We start from the raw sequence: 19,082 nt of genomic DNA on the forward strand, positions 1-19,082 counted from the left end.
GACGGTGAAAAATGTGCCGACGGCTTCCACCAGCGGCTCATCGGTTGATTTCGAGCAACGGTTGGCCGGCATGATCCGTGTTGAAGGTGGGACCTTTTCGATGGGTTCCGATGAATTCTATCCGGAAGAAGCGCCAGTGCGGCGCGTCCGGGTCGGCGACTTTTACATCGACGCCAGCCCCGTTACCAATCGCGAGTTCGCCGCTTTTGTCGAGAGTACAGGCTATTTGACGGACGCCGAGACAGCGCCCGACCCGCGCCACTACCCCGGCATGGACGCCGCTTTGGCGGTCCCGGGTTCGCTCGTTTTCGAACGCACGCGCGGCCCTGTCGATCTCGAGGATTTTGCCAACTGGTGGCATTTCCGGCCCGGCGCCGATTGGCGTCGCCCGACGGGCGGCGACAGCGCGATCGACGGTTTTGAAGATCATCCGGTGGTTCATGTCACGTATCGCGATGCGCTCGCCTATGCCGAATGGGCGGGGAAATCGCTGCCGACGGAGGCCGAATGGGAATATGCCGCGCGCGGCGGGCATGACGACGGACGCCCTTACGCGTGGGGAAGGGAGTTGGCCCCCGGCGGCGCGATGATGGCCAATTACTGGCAAGGCTTGTTTCCGTTCTCGAATCTCTTGACCGATGGATGGGAACGCACCTCGCCCGTGCGAAGCTATCCCCCCAACGATCGTGGTATCTACGACATGATCGGCAATGTCTGGGAGTGGACCGCGGACTGGTATGCGATGCCGCAAGCTGGTGCCAAGCGGAAGCGGGGCGCTTGCTGCATCATCGACAGTCCCAGAGGTGGCCGCAAAGGCGAAAGTCGCGATCGGAGCATGCCGGATATCAAGATCGGGAGAAAAACGCTAAAGGGTGGTTCGCATCTTTGTGCTGAAAATTATTGCAGGCGCTATCGCCCCGCTGCACGCCACCCACAGACCATTGACACATCGACAGGCCATATCGGCTTCCGCTGTATCGTCCGCTTTTGATATTTTTGATCTAGAAGCGGCCTGTCTGGAATCGGCCAAAGCCGATCGACGGATCGCGGCGCAAGTAACTCTCGGTAGAGCGCCTCTGCGAGGTCATCCAGCGAAGGTGGTATCTCACGAAGCCGGACGGTCGACACCCCGTCGGTGCTGATGCCGATGCGATAAAACGGCAGGCCGAGTTTCTTTACCCTTCCCTCCAGATGGGGGAAGGGTAAAGCCGCCTTGCCCGCATCGCGGGTTAAAGCGACATCGGGCGTAAGGAGGGAGCGCCCTTTGGTCACAGTTCCGGGCTGATGCCCCAAGGCGGAGTTTGGCACATGCAAGTAATGTTCACCCCCCTCATGATGGCGGGATCGCGCACGCGATGAGCCTTTCCACCGTCGCCGCGCTCCTCTTGCTGTCCGGGACGACGCCCCCTCCCGCCGAGACCCCACCCGAAAGCCCGACGGAGGTCGAGCGGCAGCAACTCGATGACACCCCGATCGCACCCGAGCCGCCGATCGTCGTGCCGACGATCGGACCCGTCGCGTCTTCCTCTCCCGAAGCACCCGCAACAGCCAATGGCGAGCCGTCGACCGAAATGCCTCCGTCGCCGGACGATATCGTGGTGACCGCGCGCGGGGAGGCGCCGCCGGGTGATCCGCTGCAAGAAGCCAACATCACGTCATATCGGGCGGTCCAGTCGGTCGACAAGGCGCTCGTCGCGCCAGTTGCCACGGGCTACCAAGGTATCGTCCCGGAACCGGTTCGCGACGGGCTTGGCAATGCGCTGCGGAACTTGACTGAACCCGTCAATTTCCTGAACTTCCTGTTGCAGTTCAAGATCGGCAAGGCGGCCGAAACACTCGGCCGCTTCGCCGTCAACACGACCTTTGGCGTCGGCGGGCTTGTCGATGTCGCGAAGACAAAGCCGTTCAACCTGCCTTACCGGCGCAACGGCTTTGCCAACACGTTGGGCTTTTACGGCGTCGAGCCCGGTCCCTATTTCTACCTCCCGCTCGTCGGGCCGACGACATTGCGCGACCTGGCCGGCAACAGCATCGATCTGCTCGTCGTGCCGACCGCCGTCGGTGCGCCTTTCAACCGCACGGCCTATGCGGTTCCCACGACGGTGATCAAGCAGCTCAACGATCGTATCGAGAGCGACGCGCAAATCCAGCGCCTGCAACAGGAAAGCACCGATCCCTATGTTGAGACACGCACCCTCTATCTCGAAATGCGCCAAAGCGAAATCGACGCATTGAAAGGCAAGGGCAGGGACATCGCCGTCCGTCTCCAGGCCGAAACCACGGCCAGTCGGACCGAGTCCTCATTCGATCCCGAAGTACCCGTTGCCGCGGAGCCCATGGAAATCGAAACGCCGGCGTCGGATGGTTTGCCTCCTCGCTGTCAGCACCAATGACGCAGATTCGAGAGGGGCCGGACGGAGCTAAAGTGCATCCAAGCGGCGCTCGCGCCGGGCGCAAGCGGTCAACCCGCGACCATCGCCGGTCTGGCAGCGGCGACCGCCGCGATCAATCTCGCGTCTGATCAGCGCGCCTGCAGCCACCGCTACCGGAAATTACGTTCGGTCAAATGTTCCATCAACCATCTATGCGCGGTTGAACTTGACGTCCGATTTTCGGGATTCCTCGCCGGAACCTGCTATTCCGCATTCGGCCACCTTCATCATTGAATTTCCGTCGCTTGTCGACGTCTGACTATCAGTGGCGCTGATATGAGCCCGTTCGCTCGCGAGGCGGCCAATCCAGGCAGTGGAAAGCGATGCCGCGTTTTAGAGAAGTAGCCTGTTTCGTCCCCGCGGATCGCGGTTGCAGGCTGTCACCGCTTCCGAGTACCACTGCGATGCTGACGCTCGTAAGCGCGAATTTGTCCTGCAATCCAGCGTTCAGCAGGGGCCTTGCCATATTTCTTCGCTCGGCGCTTGTATTCGGGCATCAGCGATCGGCGGTAGGCCCTGCTGGCAGCCTCAAGGCTGGGCGTTACTTTTTTGTCGGCGTCAGTCCGGTGGCGCATGACCTGGGAATGGGTGTAGGATCCCACGCCATCGACCATTGGCAGGGTGGCGGTCGCGGATACAGGAATCATCGCGGAACCGACGGTAAGAAAAAATGCAAGGAATGGAAGTTTCATAGGGCATCTCCTGTGCCAGGGCTTAGTCGCAAAGAAGGTCGGTTCGGCCGAACCTCCCTGCGCCAGCCCCCACATTGCTAATCTAGGCCCGCTTCATATTCTGTGATCTCGATCATAGATCGGCGAGGATTTGAGCGACTCAACGCCGGGTCGCCCGCAATCGTCGCCTTTGCGCCGAAATAGAGAATGGCGACCGTCGTCAGCTTCGATACGAGTTGGATGAGGTGGCTGCCCCGGTTGGCGATCTTGGCGACTCCAATTCGATGTTGGTATAGTCTGCGAACATCTTCTCCCAACGGTCGCGCATCACCTCCGTTCGTTTGCAAAAGGCAGGTTTGTCGGCTCCATATTTTGCCAGATATCCTCAACAGTCGGAAGCGATCACCAATAACCTTGAGGATGGCCAGCCGCGATATGACGAGCACGGAGAGAAGAATTCAAGGTAGCACCTGAATCATGTGTCCGAATAGTTCATCGGACTGGAATGTCACATTTTGCCGAGCTGCATTGTCATAGCTTCTGCAACATCAGCAGAGGATATGTTTATGAATAACATCGCGGCCGCAGGCAGCGCTATACGTATCGCGATCGTCTATCACAGCGCCTACGGCCATACACGGCGTCAGGCTGAGGCGGTCAAAACCGGGGTTCAGGAAGTCGATTGCACCGACGTTCTTCTCGTGTCTGTCGAGGATGTGGGCCGACACTGGGACGATCTCAACGATGCGCAAGCCATCATATTTGGCGCGCCCACTTATATGGCCGGAGCCTCAGCGGCATTCAAAGCTTTTGAGGAAGCGACCTCGAGCGCAGTGATGTCCAAGGGCTATCTCTGGAAGGATAAGCTCGCTGCAGGATTTACCAATTCAGGTGCACGGTCCGGCGACAAACTCTCAACCTTGATTCAGTTCGCCCTGTTTGCCGCGCAGCATGGGATGCACTGGGTCAACCTCGATCTGCCCCCTGCGAACAGTTCTGCGTCGGGATCGGAAGCTGATCTGAACAGGCTCGGCTTCTGGCTTGGCGCCGGCGCGCAGTCGAACACAGATGAGGGACCGGATACGGCGCCACCCGCGTCCGACTTGGCAACCGCGCGTCATCTCGGAAAACGGGTCGCAGTTACCGCACTTCAGCTTGCGCGGGGGCGTGATACCCTTGGATAAACCAATGAAAACCGGAGATCAGATCAACGAATCTCCGCTTGCTACCATCTTCTCCGATCAACAGCCGCGTCTTATCCGGCTCGCCTATCGGATGCTGGGGTCAGTCGCCGATGCGGAGGATATCGTTAATGATGCGTGGCTGCGCTGGCTCGCCGTCGACCATGGCACGATACGCCAGCCTGCAGCTTTTTTGCGAACGGTCGTTACGCGACTGTGCCTCAATGAGCTGAAGTCCAGCCGGCGCCAGCGCGAAACCTACATAGGCCCTTGGTTGCCGGAACCAATCTTTGATCCCGAAGATGGTGACGCTACCGACGATGTCACGCTGCCGCTGATGATCGCGCTGGAGCGTTTGTCGCCATTGGAGCGGGCAGCTTTCTTGTTGCATGACGTATTCGGTCTCAGCTTCGAAGCCGTGGCCGAATCGATCGGGCGCGAAACCTCTGCATGTCGCAAGCTCGCCAGTCGCGCGAGGGCGCATATCCATGATGCAAGACCGCGCTTTGCGGTGGAGAAAGAGGAGGGCCTTCGTCTCGCGGCGGCCTTCTTCAGCGCTTCAAGGACCGGCGACCTCGCAACCTTGCGTGCCATGCTTGCGAAAGACGTCATTACCTACGCCGATGGCGGTGGCCAAGTGTCGGCGCCTTCAAGTCCGCTCATTGGACTCGACGCCGTCATCGCGCGTCACGCCGGGCTTGCGCGCCTTTTTGCCGTACGTCCCTCGCGATTGATTCGTTACTCGATTATCGACGGCTTGCCCGGCTTCATCACCATAGAAGAAGAAAACACGGTCCAGACAACGGCCTTGAATATTGAACAGGGAAAAGTTGTCGCGATTTATGTGACACGCAATCCCGACAAGTTGCGACATGTACCGGGTATCGCGAATTGACGACCATTTGCAGCAATCGCCCCAGCGGTCTTTCATCGAGCGGTTTCGGGCGGATGGCAACGGCAGCCAGGCCGATAGCGATCCCGGTGCACGATAGCGTGACGTACGTTGAGGCCCGATTTGAATGAGGCCCGATTGGAATTTGCCACACCGAGGTGGCGCTCATTATAGCAACCGTCATTGCCAGGTTGAGGCATTCTTGTCGGGCTTGGCTCCGTGCGGTTTACATTCTCAGCGCATTGCCCTTCACGATTCGGCCGAGCAAAGCGGGGCGATCCGGCGACCCCAATGTCACCGCATTGCCGTCAAGGGACAACATGCTACACTCGCTATCCCGAAATTCCCTCTGCCGCTCGACAATGCACAGCTTTCCGTCGAGCTGTAACAGCCATTTGACAGGCGCAAGCGTCCCATCACGCCATTTCGCTCGACCGGAGCCGTCGCGCCCAAAATACACCACGCCTCCCGCTCCGGTTCGCCCGTCGGCGGCCTTCAGCTCCATCGTGTTACCGATAAGCGCATCAGCCTTCTTCTTGGCTGCCGCACCGGCTGCGAGCGAGAGGTTTCGAGCGTCCCCCTTCAAAAGCCTGGCATGCAAGAGGCCAACCCTTTCGTCATGCAAAGTTACGAGATCGCCGGAAACCGAGACAGGGGTACAGGAAACCTTTTCCCACGCCCCACCGCTGAAACACAGCCGTTCGGATTCGCCGCGGATCGACCATTTTTCATCGGGCTGAAGCACCCAGTGATTGAAATAGGGTTGGTCATTATGCGCCCGTCGAACCGTTCCGTTGACCATGAAATAGTGTGCAAGATACTCCCGACCGCCCCCCACGGGAAGGAGAACGAGAGTATTGCCGATTAGCGCCTGGATGGCCGCCCTACCAACCAGCCTTTTGTCGGACGGCGTCGCGGGATCAAGCTTCCAGCCATCCCCCTCCAGAATTCTCCCCGGCCAGACCGGCCCGCTCGCCGGGGCCAACGTCGCAAGCGAACCGTCAACCGAAAGTATTCCGCAGTCACCATCCCAAGCGCGGCGCCCGACGTCGGTGACGCAGAATTTGCCGTCCGAAAGAATAGACCATTGGATGGCACGAGGTTCGCTTGCATCATCCGGCCCACGCGTAACCGCCCGTCCAGTGCCGTCCAACCGGATAAAAACACCTGTCTCGGCGCCGGGCTGGTCAGGCTTTGCGTAAACGAGCGTATTGCCTACCAAGGCGCGAAGGGGCGCATGTGGGACCTCTGGGCGCCTTTCTTCTTCAGCCTGTGCTGCAGGGGTTGCCAATTGCGCGATGTTCGCGAGGGCCGCGGCAATTACCCATATCCTGTTTTGCATAGTCTTTACTCACCGATTCTTTTTCGAAAATTGACGCGGCCACTGACTGTCGGTGATAACGCAAATAGCCTGACCTTGCTGTGGACGATCAATGGGATGGCGATGATCATGCCGCCCATTGCGCCCAGCGCCACTCTTTCGCCGTTGCATCGAGGGCGTGCTGGAAGGAGTGCCGCGCAATGATCAGCCAGTCGACTCGCGTTGCGTCCTATTTTGCCGCTGACCACTGCCGCACGAGCTTATCCGCCTCATTCAGCATATCCCGCGCAGCATCGGGCCGACGGAAGTTGCAGCCAAAATCGAAGCGCAGCGAGATCTGATGCACGCCCAGCCGCCAGCTCAGAGCGCCCATCCCCTGATCGGTGACGGCGCCGTCGCAAGGCAATTCGCGGACATCTTCAAGCGGCCGCAATATTGCCCGGACGCGTGCGAAGCCTTGGGGACCGGCGTCGAAAGTGCCGCTCGCTTTGCGGCCAACGGTCGTGCGATACCCCCCACGCCCCGAATGATCGATCCACCACTCGGTCCGACCGCCGGTCCAGCCGTTGCCCGAGCCGGTATAGGAAATCCGGTCGGGCGCCGCGGGAGGGAGGTGAGCTGGTTGTGCCTGCCCTTGCGGATCGGCGAAACCCGCCAACGCGATGGCTGCGACTGACACCAGATTCCAGATCATCGGGCAGTTTCCTTCGTTCTGTTCATTCGCTTGATTTACGGTGGCAGGCACGCTCGAGGGCTAGCAGGGCATCAGATTCGCAGGCATCCCCGCATGCGTCCATCTGGACTATCAGCGTTTGGCTATCCGGGATGGACGCAGCGACGCAACTTTTCACGCGCATCATGTCCGCCGCCCCATCCAATGTCTGAGACGGTTTTGCCATCAATCAACACTTCGAAATGCTCGACGTCGAGCATGGTATCAATTGCCTTGTCGATATCGGGCACCATCAGCGAGATCGCACCGAAATCATGGCCGGGTATGGTATAGTTGACCGCCTTCACCGTCTGGGCAGGGTAGCGCGATTGCTTCATCGTGATCGTGATCGTCTGCATGTCGCGTGGCCGTGGAATATCCGCACTCCAAAAGCTCAGCATCCCGCCGTCATATTTGGGCCCAGGACCCGAGATGCCGACCAGCTGGCCTTGCTTCATCCACACCGCCGTGCAGGTTTCGCCTGGCTGCGCCTTTGGATCAGCCTGGAAGAATTCCCAGGCACCGATCTGCATTCGCCGCAATGCAGGATCACGTGCCATTTGCTGTTCGATCGCCGCGATCCCTTGCGCGGCGGTCAGGCGCTGATGTTGCGCGATGATGTTACGTGTCATCGCATCGAGCATATTATCATAAGGAGAGGCAGCATCGCCTCGCGCTTCATTACCCGACGGGTTGCCTCTCGGCGCGGGCTCCGTGATACAGATGGGAAAAGGGGCAAAGCCGATGCCCGCCGGGGCCATGCCAACCTGCCGCTCGCCCGGCGCTCCCCTACAGGGATGGCTTTGCGCCAACGCTGTGGCGGGCATCAGAAAAATCGCTGCGCCGAGGCACACAGGTGGCAGCAGTCGAATGGCTTTTCTCATGTGAAATCCAATCTGGGGAACTGCGCCGGGGGAGTCAGCGCCAGCCGCTATAGGGGCCATTTTCCTCGTCCGCCGGAACGAATGTCGGAATGCTGGAAGATGTGAGCGGTACAAGCTTGCCAGCGCCGCATTGCCTGTTGCGGATCGAAGATGCACCCTTGAGAATATCGAGGCCCGACCAGTGTTTGCCGGGACGGTCCGTGAGGCTTCCTGCATAGCCGCTGAAAATAATATAATGCGTGTTTCCGTTGCTGAAGCGCAGGCTCGTCTGCTGACCGCCGCCTCCGCCAATGATAACGTCGCTATGAACACGCCCGTCGTTGCCGTTGCTGCTGATTTGCATTTCTGGCGCCTCGCCCACGGTCCCGTAGCGATAGGTTACGAGACGATTGTTCGCGCAGACAGACGCCCGTTTCTTTCCGAGGTCGCAGGAGAAGAGAGGTGTTTCCGCTGGTTGGCACCACGTCTCGCCGCTCGTGGCCGCGGCAAAGGACAGTGCCAATGGAAATATCGAAAACATAAAAACTCCTATACGCAGGGATCGAAAGCGTCAGCTCGGGTTCCCATGCCATCGAACAATCCACCATTCGATCATGAAATTAAGAGCCGCGCTGATCTATGATCAAGATCACATATCGATCGCCTGATGAAATTCAGCCATTTTTTTTGGGATGGATGGACTAAGACGGGCAGTCGTTGGCACTCGACGTAGCCTGACGTCCCCAAGTGGTCGATTCCGGTCTTAACGCGCGATTGGCAGTCCATGGTCTGCTTTCCGAGATTTTCGGGCAGAAGCGGACGGTCTCCGAACGGCCAGTTTGAGCCGAAGAGCGGCTCGGCAGGAATGCGCCCGTAAGCAGTCGCTGGCCCGGTCCGACGTCGATTCCGACAGCAGCCGTTCGTCACGTAGTGGTCTGCCGTCTGCTGCCGGGCGGCAAGTGGAAACAGCGGGCCTCCAGTCAAAAGGCGCGGCATGAGTCGAGTTTAATCTGGCCCAATGTCCAGGATCTCGGTGGTGCACGTTGGTCTGACGGGCTGGGCGCTTCGCCGGGGCCTGGACTTGAACATGGAAATCCCATCAGCATTCGTCCTCCCGTCAGGCTGGGTCGAGCAGGCCGTAGTCGATGAGCGCCGGATTCCAGAATACCGATTTGGCGAAGGGCGTCAGCAAATGGTCGCGCGTGCCGCGCCACTGGCGGATTAGTGAGTCAGTATCGAGGGGATGACCAAAATCCGCATAGACTTTCGCGCGATCGAGGTCACCCAGCTTGCCCCAATGCATCGAATAGGGGATTCCGGCCCGGTTCAACGCCGCGCGCGTTGCCGCCGCGCCGGCGGGCAGCGTTCCCGCCAGTTCCTGCAATGCCAGCAGAAGCTCTCCCGCTTGTGGGAGGTCGGGATCGACGCCCTGCGCGGCCTTCCGGCAAATCAACGGCGAGAGCCCGTCGATCTCGATCACCGCATTTTGGTCGAACCGCGTAAACGCCAGCGTTCCGGCCGGCTTGGCCACGAACCGAAGCGTGAACACGAACGATCCGGCTAATTGGGCCACTGCCGCACAGATCGCAGGAAGTGCTTTTCCGACGCGGTCCAGGGGAATGGCGAAGGATGCGTTGTATAGAGCACCGGGTTCGCCGCCGGTAATTTCACCGCCATGGAGCTCGCTCCACAGATAGGCGGGCCGCTCGGGCGCATCGGGATCGAAGAGCGAATCGGCAGCTTCGAAGTTCTTCAGGTCCAGATAGAAAGCGAAGACGGAGTCCGCGCCCTTGAGCAGCGCCGGCAGGACCCAAGGGGGAATCGCGCTGGCCGCTACCGCCGATGTCGGTGGCGCCGCCAATGGCTGGCTGGCAAAGGCAAGCATCAGCTCGCCGATCCGCGCGATGACATCCGCCGGCCGCTCGATGCCGGCGTTTCCGGCCGGAAACAGCGGCACCTTATGCGTCGGGAAGTAGAAGATATGTCCGGCCGGATCGGAAAAGGGCGCATGCGGATTGATCGTCAACTCGTAAAATGCCGGTGCGGTCGCGCAGCCGAGGCGCCGGGCGACCCGGTCGAAATGGCCACCGCCGATTTCGTCGAGCAAATCGGGCGTGATGGTCAGCAGCCGCTGCATCAGCGCGAACCGCTGGTTGTCGGCGAGCTCGACGGCAACACCGTTGACGATACCCATTGCACCGAGATGGACCAGCGCATCCTCGAAGCGCTCGTCCTCGCGCACGACCCGTACCGGCACACCGTCGATCGTCAGCTTGGTGAGCCCCGCCACGCTCAGGACGGGGCCGGTCTTGCGTTCGATCCAGACATGCTCGCGGCTGCCGGTGATCAGATGCATGCCCAGCACCATATCCTGAAGGCCGCCATAGCCGAGCCGCGAGCCGTGGCTGGCGGTCGCGAAACCTCCGGCGATGGTCGGCTTGAGATGCGTGCCGCTGGTGCACAGCGTGCGGTCGCGTGCCTCGGCCCAGCTTGCAATATCGGCGAGCAGGGTCCCGCCGCCGACCAGAGCGATCCGATCAGCGCCGACCACCGCATCGCTGGCCAGTTCGTCCGCGCCCATCTCGGTTATGCCCACCAGCCCGGTCAAATCCAGCTGGCGATCCGAAGCCCCGATCAAACCGGAGAAGCTCCACGCCTTGCCGGTGGTGCCGACTGTGCCCGCAGCCCGCGATGCCGACGGCATCTGCTCGATCGCCTCAAGGTGTTCGAACAGCGCGGCGCCACTCGCCGCGAACCGCGCCAGGCCCGATGGCTGGGTCAGATCGCCGGCATCGACCGTGGCAACCGTGTCGATGATCATCGACGGATCGCTGCCGCCGGGCGGCACCGTGCCGAGGGTAAGGTGATAGTTGGACCAGGATACATGCCTGCGGTACCGGATCGTGGGCATCGGGTCTCTCCTTTGTTCAGATATCGCGCGCTCAGCGCCGCGTGATGGCTGGCGCGGGCGCCGGTGCCGCAGCGCCGCTCAGTGCGATCCAGTCAGGGCCATATTTCGCCTTCCACGCACCCCAACCGATCAGGCAGCGCATGAAGCCGGCATGGAACAGTGCTTCGGGACGCGGACCGCATGGCGTCGGGCGAGCAGGGGTGTCCGGTCCGGGTTGGCGCGGCTGGCTGGCCGGCGCGTCGGGCGGGGCGTTGAATCCGTCCGCCGATATGACGCTGATATCGCCCTTGAGATAGTTTAGCCGGAGTGCGGCGATCGACATCAGCTCGTTCTGGTTCACGATCGTGGAATAGCCGCGCATGCCGACGCGCAAGATATCCGGTCGCGCATCGACAGCGGCGGTCTCGGGGTCTTTCTTGTCGAAGGCATCGTGGAACACAATCGTCGGCCCGTTGCGCACGACATAGATGTGCGGCGCTTTGCCGGCAGCGAGGCTTGCCGCGTAGCTGCCAACCCGGCGCGCGATGCCGCTGTCGAAAACCGAACTGCGCACGCCGCCATCGACATAGCTGTGCTTGTCGATCCGGATCGGCGTGAGGCGAACGGGAATCGAGCTCGACGCCAGGGCAACGCCAGCGACGCATTGTCCGACGCGCTCGAGCTTGGCTCGGTCGGGCGTGCTGCCGCCGAGTTCGACGCGGAGCATCCGCGTAATGTGCACGGCCTTCAAATCGCCGCTGCGCGCCTCGACCATGGCGATCGAGAGTTGCGGGCGGCCGGGCTCGATCATTCGGATTAGCGGCGATTCCGAGCCGTCCGTCGGCAGCAGATAGGCAAGCACCTTGGTGCGCAGCGGTGCGATCGAATATTGCGAGCCTTTCGACAGGAATCCGCGCAGGCCATTCGACCTGGCAAGATCGGTCTCATCGGCAATGTCATAAGCTTTCGCCAGCGCAGCATAATCGCCGGCGGCGACGAACAGCGCCTGCAACGCCCCGGTGCTGACGCCAGTGACGACCGTCCAGTCGTTGCGCCCCAGCGCCTCCAGATAGCCGGCGCCGAACGCGCCCCAGCTGCCGCCGCCCGAGAGCATCAAAACCTTGGCCGGTTCGTCCGGCGCGACGAGGCTCGTCGGGCTCCGGCGCCGTTCGGCGAGCGCGGCGATGATTGGATCGGACATCGGGAAGGCGGCGCCATCCAGTGCGTGCGGCTTGGCGTCGGTGCAGCGGGGCTTGCCGTCGGGGTCGGCGGTGCATTCGTCGAGACCGCCATCGCGCTGCAGTTCGGCGAACAGGGGCGTCGCCTGATAGGTTTCGCTATAGGCGTCGAGCAATTGGCCGCACGTGAAGTCGAACGGCTTGGCATCGAGATGAATGCATCCGCCGAGTAGTAGCGGCATCGCAGATATTACCATGAGGCGTTTCACGTCCGGCTCCCTGATTCGACATGGCCCGCCAGCGTTCTACTATGCCCCAGCGTCCAAAAAGCGTGAAAGCGCCTGTTGCATCCCGGCAGACGTGCTAAGTATGTCCGCAGGGGGGATATGCGGTACCGTCTGAATCTGGTCGGCCCATTTGGTCTGTTTGCGCCGGATGGTTGTCGCATCGCCATCAGCAGTGAAAAGGCAATGGCGCTGATCGCTCTCGTCGTGGCCTCCCCCGGCGGCGTGCGTGCGCGCCGCAAGCTCGAGGCGATGCTATGGGGCTCGCGTTCGGCCAAGCAGGCGCAGGACAGCCTGCGTCGCGAGTTGTCCAACCTCCGCAAGACGCTCGCCGATTACGGCGCAGGCGAACTGCTGATCTGCGAGACCAAAAGGGTCGCGGTTGCCATCGACCGCATCGATGTCGACCTCTTCGCGCTCGGGATCGACGGCACCGACCGGCGATCGCATCTGCCCGGCGACTTTCTGGAAGGCATCGACCTGCGTGATTGCGAAGAATTCGAGGACTGGCTGCGCGGCGAGCGCGAACGCGTCCACGACATCATCGACAGGGCGCCGCCTCCGATCGGGACGCCGCTGCCCGCGCCGCACGAGGTTTTCGGCGCGGAACTGCCGAGCGCGCGCGAGACGCTGGCATCGGCCAGCCGATTGATGCCGCCTCCCAAGCCCTCGCTCGCGGTGCTGCCGTTCACGGTGCGCGGTCCCGATCCGCAGGCCTGGCTGGGAGCCGGACTGGCCGACGAGATTGGCGTGTGCCTGAGCGCCTATCCCCAGCTGTTCATCATTGCCAGCGCTGCGGCGCGACTGCTTGCCCAGCAAGGCTGCACGCCGACCGAGATCGCGGCGCGGCTGGGCGTGCGCTATCTGCTCGACGGAACCATATTATCCGACGGCGGGCAATTGCGCGTGTTGGCCTCGCTGCTCGACGGGCAAAGCGGCGAGCAATTCTGGTCCGACACTTTTGTCGGTCAATCGGATGGTAGCTTCGCCTTTCAGCAGGAAATCGCCGGCCGCATCGCCCCGCAAATCTGGACGAAGGTCGATAGCGCCGAGCGCCAGCGCAGCCTGCGGCTGATCGGACCTGTGTCGGGGGATTATGAGCGTTTCTGGCGCGCCAACGCATTGTTCCGCAGCTGGGAGGGCGATGCGATCGACGAAGCGCTGACGCTGACGATGGAGCTGGTTGCGGATGATCCCACATGTCCCTGGTCGGCATCGCTTGCGGCTTATTGCAGCAGCATCGCCTATCTGATGCACTATTCGCCCGACCGCGAAGCGACCCGGCATCGCGCGATCACCTATTATCAGGCAGCGATGCGCTATGGCGCCGATAATGTCGAAGCACTGGGCTATTGCGTCGGCACGCTGATGAATATCGGCGGCGATATGGATATGGCCGACCGCATTATCGACCGCGCGCTGCGGCTGCTTCCAGCGTATCAGCCGACGTTGTTCTGGGGCGGATGGGTCGATGTGCTGCGCGGCGAACCGGTACGCGCGTCCGAGCGCTTCGAACTGGCACTGCGGATCAATCCGGCAACGGGGGCGCTCGGCCAGACGCTGGCGGGCATCGGTTTCGCCAAGCTCCAGCAAGGCGACGTCGACGAGGCGTATCATTTCTTTGGCGAGGCCGAGCGTACCACGCCCGGGTTCCCGCCGACGGCCTTGGGATTGTGCGTCACCGGGCACCTGCTCGGCATGGAAGATGCGCGTGCGCGCGCCATCGCGCTATTGCAGGGCGGCGGGCTGGCGCTGGCGCGGCAATTACGCCGGCCGGGCGACCGCGAGATGCTCGAATCGGTGTTGCAGGCCGCTGCCGACACACCGTTGCTGGTGCGCGCTGCGTCGAACGACTAGGGGCCGCGTCGCTTTTCACGCTGTTCCACACGCGGCTTTCACGCCGAACGGACCCCTGTGCGCCGAGGATACGAGTCGTTGCGGAGTTTCAACGCCGCACGCTCATATCCACAGGAGGCGTTCAATGTATGCACCCGACAGCCCGATCCAGGACGTGTCCTTCGGCACAGCCCTCAAGATCAGCCTGGACAATTACTACGACTTGCTGAAGGCGCAGGTCGGCGGATTGGCCACCGAGGAATATCTCCAGCTCAAGCTGGTCGCCGACACGATCGACCTGTCGGACAAGAAGGCCAGCGAGGGCGGCTATATCTGGTGGTCCTATTATAATCTGCTCCGGCGCTCCGATCTCGCGATCGAACCCTCGCCGGTGAGCGGCGAAGTCGCGACCGGGTTGACGACGCTCACCGATGTCTATGGCCGCTTCCTGCGCAAGCTGCGTACCTTCGCGGTGGTCGCGGTGCTGAGCCCCGCCGACCAGCTGCGCCTCGCCGATCTCGACAAGATCACCGACGCCCGCAAATATGAGGCGCGGCAGCTCGCCATCCGCGAGACCAGCGAATGGACGCAATATGCACAGGCGATGGGCTACGAGATCGGCGACCGCAATGCCTACGTGCAATGGTCGTCGAGCTTCGGCTACCGGCGCGACATCGAAGCCAAGATGCAGGCGATCCGCATTGCCGAGGTCGAGAAGCGCACGATCCTCGACCGCACCTTCCCCGAGCCCAGCGATCGCGAGATCATCGACGCCGAGTTCGCCTATAGCGATCCGGCGGTGCGGCTGCGCTATCCGATTCATCCGGATCACCTCTATGACGATGGCGACCGTTTCAATCTGAACTATCTGGCGATCCTGCCGCTCGGCTCGACTGCGCTGTTCGACGATCGCCATGTTGCCTCGCCGGACAAGAGCCTTGCGACGATCAAAACCGGCGGCGCCGGCGCGTTCGATGCGACCTTCGACCGATCGACCCAGGAATCGAAGTCGATCGAAACCGACTGGAAGGCATCGGGAAGCGGCGGCTGGTCGTTTATCCGCGTGCGCGCCAATGCCTCGCAGCACACTGAAATCCAGGAGGATTTCAGAAAGGCGACTTCGATCCAGCTCGGCGCGAAGGCCGCGTTCCGCGTCAATATGAGCTTTCCGACCTGGTTCCGGCCGCTGCTGTTCACCCACAAAAGGGTCCGCGAGAACCCGCATGATTTCGCCGAGTTCTTCGGCCCCAAAGGCTCGCTGCTCTATTACCCGACCGCGCTGATCATGGTCCGCGGCTTCAGCACGAAGTTCAAGTCGTCGCAGAAATGGACCTATGATTACAAGAGCTCGTTCAGCGCCTCGGGCGGCGGCGGCTTCCGCTCGTTCGGCATCAACTTCGGCGGATCGGGCAGCTACAGCAAGAACGTCAAGGAGCATAAGGTCGATCAGAGCGATACGACGTTGACGATCACGGACGACGACGCGACGCTGCGTTTCGTGGGCTTCGCGGTGAAGAAGGTCACGGTGTTCGAAGACAGCGTCAAGGCGCTCGTCGCTCCCGTGCTGGCCGATTTCGCCGCGATCCTGACGGAGGAATGAGGCGTGCGTGCTCTGCCAATGGGCACGTTAGGCTTGGTGGCGCTGCTCCTGTCGGGCTGCGCCACCACCCGACTGCCGCTATGCCCGACCGTCGCGCAACGCAGTTACGCGCAGGGGCAAACCCCTGGGCCGCTCAACGCCTATACGAAGAGGGTGATCACGGCGCGCGGGATCGAGGTCGACATACTGTCGCCGTTCTCCGCAAATTTCCGCGGTTCGAAAGGCGATATCCGCTGGCTGGTCGACAACTACGTCCACCTTGTTTGTTCGTTCGAGCCTGGACAGGTCAACAGCACGCAGAGCGCTTACACCTCGTGCGTGAACCACGCCCCCGAATGGATCCGTATCATCCGCTCCGACCGTCCGGAGCATCTGATGCTAGCGCCCCATCTCTACTATGAGAATTGCATCATTCCGCTCAACTGAGCCGCGGCGCGCTTAACGGGGCAGGCGCGAAATTGGCATCGCGGCCATGAATACCGGCGACATCAATGTCGGCGCCGAGTCGAACAAGGTGCTGTTCGTCCGATTGCGGGGCGCATCGGTCGCGAAGAATTCTTTGTAGCGAGCCGATCGACATTGCTCGGTTTGCCGAGCGGGAGGTATGATGGCTGCCTCGCCCATGCGCAGCCGCTTTGCGCCTGATGTCGGTCGTTCTGGTCGCCGCAGCCCAGGGACCGTAAGCAGCCATTCGAATGAGGAGCTAGCGATGCCGCTCTACAAGTATTTTACTGACGAACGCTTTGCCAACTCGTTCATCCGCAAAGGCGACATGCGATTCGGATCGCTGGCCAGCTATCGTCAGCTCGAAGACGGCGGAGTACGCGGTGATCCCAAGGATGGGACGCTTCATTATGAGCCTCACGAGGGTATCGAGATTACGATGGTTGCTGATGGGAGGAAGCTTTCCGGCATCAGCTTCTCGACGGCCGCGCAAAACATGTTTGTATATTGTATGAGCAGCGAACTTTCGTCGGAACGGGCAGCCGAACTGGGACCCTTTTGTGTGGAAATTGCTGACCCCGACACCGTCGTCGCGCGACTGCAGGCGAGAGCGACCAAGGCCTCAAGGCTCGATTATGCCGCGGTCGTTTGCGGGGAGACCGAATACAGGCCCTATGACAAGATCCCCGGCGCGGACTGGGCGGTTCCCGAACGAGTGGTGATGATCAAGCCACCCGAATACGCCTCGCAGAAGGAGTTCAGGATCGCGCTACCCCTGAAGCCCGACGCCACGTCCGAAGATGAATGCGTTCTCGTCTCTATCGGCAAACTAGGAGGAATTGCGAGATTGCATCGTTTTTGAGGGCGGGTCTCGGGGGCCGGCGCCTGTCCGGTCAGATGACTATCTCCGGAACGCCCGCGTCGGTAAGCAGTTGAAACAACTCGGCGACCTTCTGTCTTTGCCCTCGACCTTCGCAGAATGAAAATATCGCGCGCTGCTTGGCACGGGACAGTGCAACGAAGAACGTCGATAGACCTTCCGGATTGCCCGGAGAATGCGCCCACCATGCTTGGTCGTCGAGGCCGATGAAGATGACGGTGTCGTACTCCAGCCCCTTGCTCTTATGTACCGTCATCATTGGGATCTGGTCTTTGCCCTCATATGCGTCGATCGCCGCCGCCCAGTCGACGGCTCCCGCAGTGGATGCGTCGAGGTGCTTTCCGAAGGCTTCGATCATAATGTCGAGCAGCTCTCCCGTTGCATAGTCCGGATAGCTTCTCCGTATCGCTGCGAGGTCCAGAAACTCGAATGCCCGTCGGGCGAGTTCAGCCGCGTTCGCGGTCGTCGGCATCGATCCGGACATATCGTGCCAAAGGGATGCGATAAAACTGCCGAGTTCCTTCTCGGCACGATGCTGACCCACCACGTCGCCTGCGGCGAGCGCGCGGAGGTCGGGGAGAGCCGAAGAGCAATATCGCCAAGCTTCAGGTGCCCTTCCGCTTGCGCCGAGCCGCAGCAGCGCTGCGGCAAGCCTTGCGGCAGGATCGCTCAGAAGGTCCTGGAGGGTCGTTCGGCCCAGGCTGAGTGCCTCATTGCGCAGCGTCAGCCCCGCCTCCTGCAGACGTCCGGAAAGCTCGGCCGCGAACACGTCGGCCTTCTGCTTGACCAGAACGACGTAATCGCGCGGGTCGCGCCCGCGCGCCTGCATATCGGCTGTCAGCCACTGAGCCAGATGGTGGGCTTCCTGATCTCGGATTTGGCTTCGCCAGACCTGTACGGCGTCTCCGTCTATCTGGCGCGAGGCTTGGGATATCCCAGCAGAAGCTTGGGGTTCGATGGCCCGTGCCACCACATGTTGCACTTGTACAAGCTCCGGGGAAGAACGGAAATTGAAAAGGAGAGGAACTTTCATAGCCTGGAAATCGGCTTGAATCCGCTGGAACGAGTCGGGCCTTGCTCCGGCCCAGGTCATGATCCGCTGTTTGTCGTCCCCCACTGCCGTGATCGCTGCGCCCGAGCCGTGGAATGTGGACAAAAGAAAATCATACTGGGCGTAGGTCGTATCTTGGAATTCGTCGACGAAGACGAAAGGATAAGTAAGTTGCAAAGCGCGGCGAACATGGGGCGTGGCGCGAAGCAGGAGTTCCGCAAGTCGGTTCAGCGCAGTGAATGTCATGACCGACCGCGGCTGTGCCGGCAGCATTTTCGACCACCACCGATCCACTGCGAATTCGGTCCCCGACTGCGGAAGTTGCGGAGCGCCGGGAAGCCGATAAGTGCCGACCCAGCGCGATTCAAAACTCAGGGGCGAAAGCTCTGCAATCTCTGCCTGCCATTCTTCCGGCGCCGCCAACCGGCCATCTAAAAGATGCCCCTCGGTCTGTTGCCGCGTCGGGAACCAGATTTCGTAGGGTCGCGTCGGCCGCCAAGGCGCTGGAATTGCCGACTGGAAGCGATCTACGAGGCTCTTGGTGAATGCGTCGAAGGTGAGTGAGGTGAACCGGTTCGCGAGCTCGGGCGGGCATCGTCGCCGCACACGGGCGGCCAAATTTTCCGCTGCATCGCTCTTGAACGAAATAGCGAGCACGCGGAACGGGTCCGGGCATATGCCCGTCTCGAGCAGATAGGCGGCGCGCTGGGCCAGGAACTCGGTCTTGCCTGCGCCCGGACCGGCTACGATCGCGGCCGATCCTGCGTGCCTGAGCGCTGCCCACGCGTTCGGCTCAAGGTCGGCAATGCCCCGTGGCCGCCAGTGGTCGGGTGCAATGAGTCGCAAT

At 61.4% G+C, this 19,082-nt stretch carries 16 protein-coding genes; 8 read left to right on the plus strand and 8 right to left on the minus strand.

All coding sequences use genetic code 11. The annotated features are described in order from the left end of the window. Positions 1 to 70 precede the first annotated feature (70 nt). Together V6M50_RS17890 and V6M50_RS17895 are read left to right on the plus strand one after the other, a co-directional pair. Complete coding sequence (locus tag V6M50_RS17890) at positions 71 to 991, plus strand: formylglycine-generating enzyme family protein (protein ID WP_332819970.1); 921 nt, start codon at positions 71 to 73, stop codon at positions 989 to 991. A 364-nt stretch (positions 992 to 1,355) separates the two neighbouring features. After that, positions 1,356 to 2,393, plus strand: a complete 1,038-nt coding sequence (locus V6M50_RS17895) for an MlaA family lipoprotein (RefSeq protein ID WP_332819938.1) — start codon at positions 1,356 to 1,358, stop codon at positions 2,391 to 2,393. A gap of 419 nt (positions 2,394 to 2,812) precedes the next feature. Here V6M50_RS17895 and V6M50_RS17900 read toward each other — a convergent pair whose 3' ends face one another. Further along, complete coding sequence (locus tag V6M50_RS17900) at positions 2,813 to 3,124, minus strand: hypothetical protein (RefSeq protein WP_332819939.1); 312 nt, start codon at positions 3,122 to 3,124, stop codon at positions 2,813 to 2,815. Between the two features lie 545 nt (positions 3,125 to 3,669). Here V6M50_RS17900 and V6M50_RS17905 point away from each other — a divergent pair. Both V6M50_RS17905 and V6M50_RS17910 read left to right on the plus strand, forming a co-directional pair. After that, entirely contained in the window at positions 3,670 to 4,287 is a 618-nt protein-coding gene (locus tag V6M50_RS17905; protein ID WP_332819940.1) for a flavodoxin family protein, read from the plus strand. A 4-nt stretch (positions 4,288 to 4,291) separates the two neighbouring features. Beyond that, positions 4,292 to 5,179 carry a sigma-70 family RNA polymerase sigma factor gene (locus V6M50_RS17910; RefSeq protein WP_332819941.1) on the plus strand — a complete coding sequence of 296 codons (888 nt, stop codon included), beginning with the start codon at positions 4,292 to 4,294 and terminating at the stop codon, positions 5,177 to 5,179. A 223-nt stretch (positions 5,180 to 5,402) separates the two neighbouring features. On the opposite strand, the gene V6M50_RS17915 is transcribed toward V6M50_RS17910, so the two are convergent. The 6 genes from V6M50_RS17915 to V6M50_RS17940 all read right to left on the minus strand — a co-directional run bounded on the left by V6M50_RS17915 (position 5,403) and on the right by V6M50_RS17940 (position 12,409). Further along, positions 5,403 to 6,518 carry a hypothetical protein gene (locus V6M50_RS17915; protein ID WP_332819942.1) on the minus strand — a complete coding sequence of 372 codons (1,116 nt, stop codon included), beginning with the start codon at positions 6,516 to 6,518 and terminating at the stop codon, positions 5,403 to 5,405. Between the two features lie 208 nt (positions 6,519 to 6,726). After that, positions 6,727 to 7,191, minus strand: a complete 465-nt coding sequence (locus V6M50_RS17920) for a hypothetical protein (RefSeq protein WP_332819943.1) — start codon at positions 7,189 to 7,191, stop codon at positions 6,727 to 6,729. Positions 7,192 to 7,313: 122 nt separating this feature from the next. Continuing rightward, positions 7,314 to 8,093, minus strand: coding sequence for a hypothetical protein (locus V6M50_RS17925; RefSeq protein WP_332819944.1), 780 nt, complete (start codon positions 8,091 to 8,093; stop codon positions 7,314 to 7,316). 34 nt (positions 8,094 to 8,127) lie between these two features. Then, entirely contained in the window at positions 8,128 to 8,613 is a 486-nt protein-coding gene (locus V6M50_RS17930; protein WP_332819945.1) for a hypothetical protein, read from the minus strand. Between the two features lie 576 nt (positions 8,614 to 9,189). Continuing rightward, positions 9,190 to 10,983 (minus strand): hypothetical protein, encoded by a 1,794-nt coding sequence (locus V6M50_RS17935; protein ID WP_332819946.1) that lies wholly within the window; start codon positions 10,981 to 10,983, stop codon positions 9,190 to 9,192. A gap of 31 nt (positions 10,984 to 11,014) precedes the next feature. Further along, positions 11,015 to 12,409, minus strand: a complete 1,395-nt coding sequence (locus tag V6M50_RS17940; protein WP_332819947.1) for a patatin-like phospholipase family protein — start codon at positions 12,407 to 12,409, stop codon at positions 11,015 to 11,017. 201 nt (positions 12,410 to 12,610) lie between these two features. Here V6M50_RS17940 and V6M50_RS17945 point away from each other — a divergent pair, with 201 nt between their 5' ends. The 4 genes from V6M50_RS17945 to V6M50_RS17960 all read left to right on the plus strand — a co-directional run bounded on the left by V6M50_RS17945 (position 12,611) and on the right by V6M50_RS17960 (position 17,166). Further along, on the plus strand, positions 12,611 to 14,281 hold the full coding sequence (locus tag V6M50_RS17945) for a hypothetical protein (protein ID WP_332819948.1): 1,671 nt from the start codon (positions 12,611 to 12,613) through the stop codon (positions 14,279 to 14,281). 124 nt (positions 14,282 to 14,405) lie between these two features. After that, positions 14,406 to 15,860, plus strand: coding sequence for a hypothetical protein (locus V6M50_RS17950; RefSeq protein WP_332819949.1), 1,455 nt, complete (start codon positions 14,406 to 14,408; stop codon positions 15,858 to 15,860). A 3-nt stretch (positions 15,861 to 15,863) separates the two neighbouring features. Then, positions 15,864 to 16,286 carry a hypothetical protein gene (locus V6M50_RS17955; RefSeq protein WP_332819950.1) on the plus strand — a complete coding sequence of 141 codons (423 nt, stop codon included), beginning with the start codon at positions 15,864 to 15,866 and terminating at the stop codon, positions 16,284 to 16,286. Between the two features lie 283 nt (positions 16,287 to 16,569). After that, positions 16,570 to 17,166, plus strand: coding sequence for a hypothetical protein (locus V6M50_RS17960; RefSeq protein WP_332819951.1), 597 nt, complete (start codon positions 16,570 to 16,572; stop codon positions 17,164 to 17,166). Between the two features lie 31 nt (positions 17,167 to 17,197). On the opposite strand, the gene V6M50_RS17965 is transcribed toward V6M50_RS17960, so the two are convergent. Beyond that, entirely contained in the window at positions 17,198 to 19,081 is a 1,884-nt protein-coding gene (locus tag V6M50_RS17965; protein ID WP_332819952.1) for an ATP-dependent helicase, read from the minus strand. Position 19,082: the final 1 nt, after the last annotated feature.

The sequence above is a fragment of the Sphingopyxis sp. genome (genome assembly GCF_036675685.1).
Classification (GTDB): domain Bacteria; phylum Pseudomonadota; class Alphaproteobacteria; order Sphingomonadales; family Sphingomonadaceae; genus Sphingopyxis.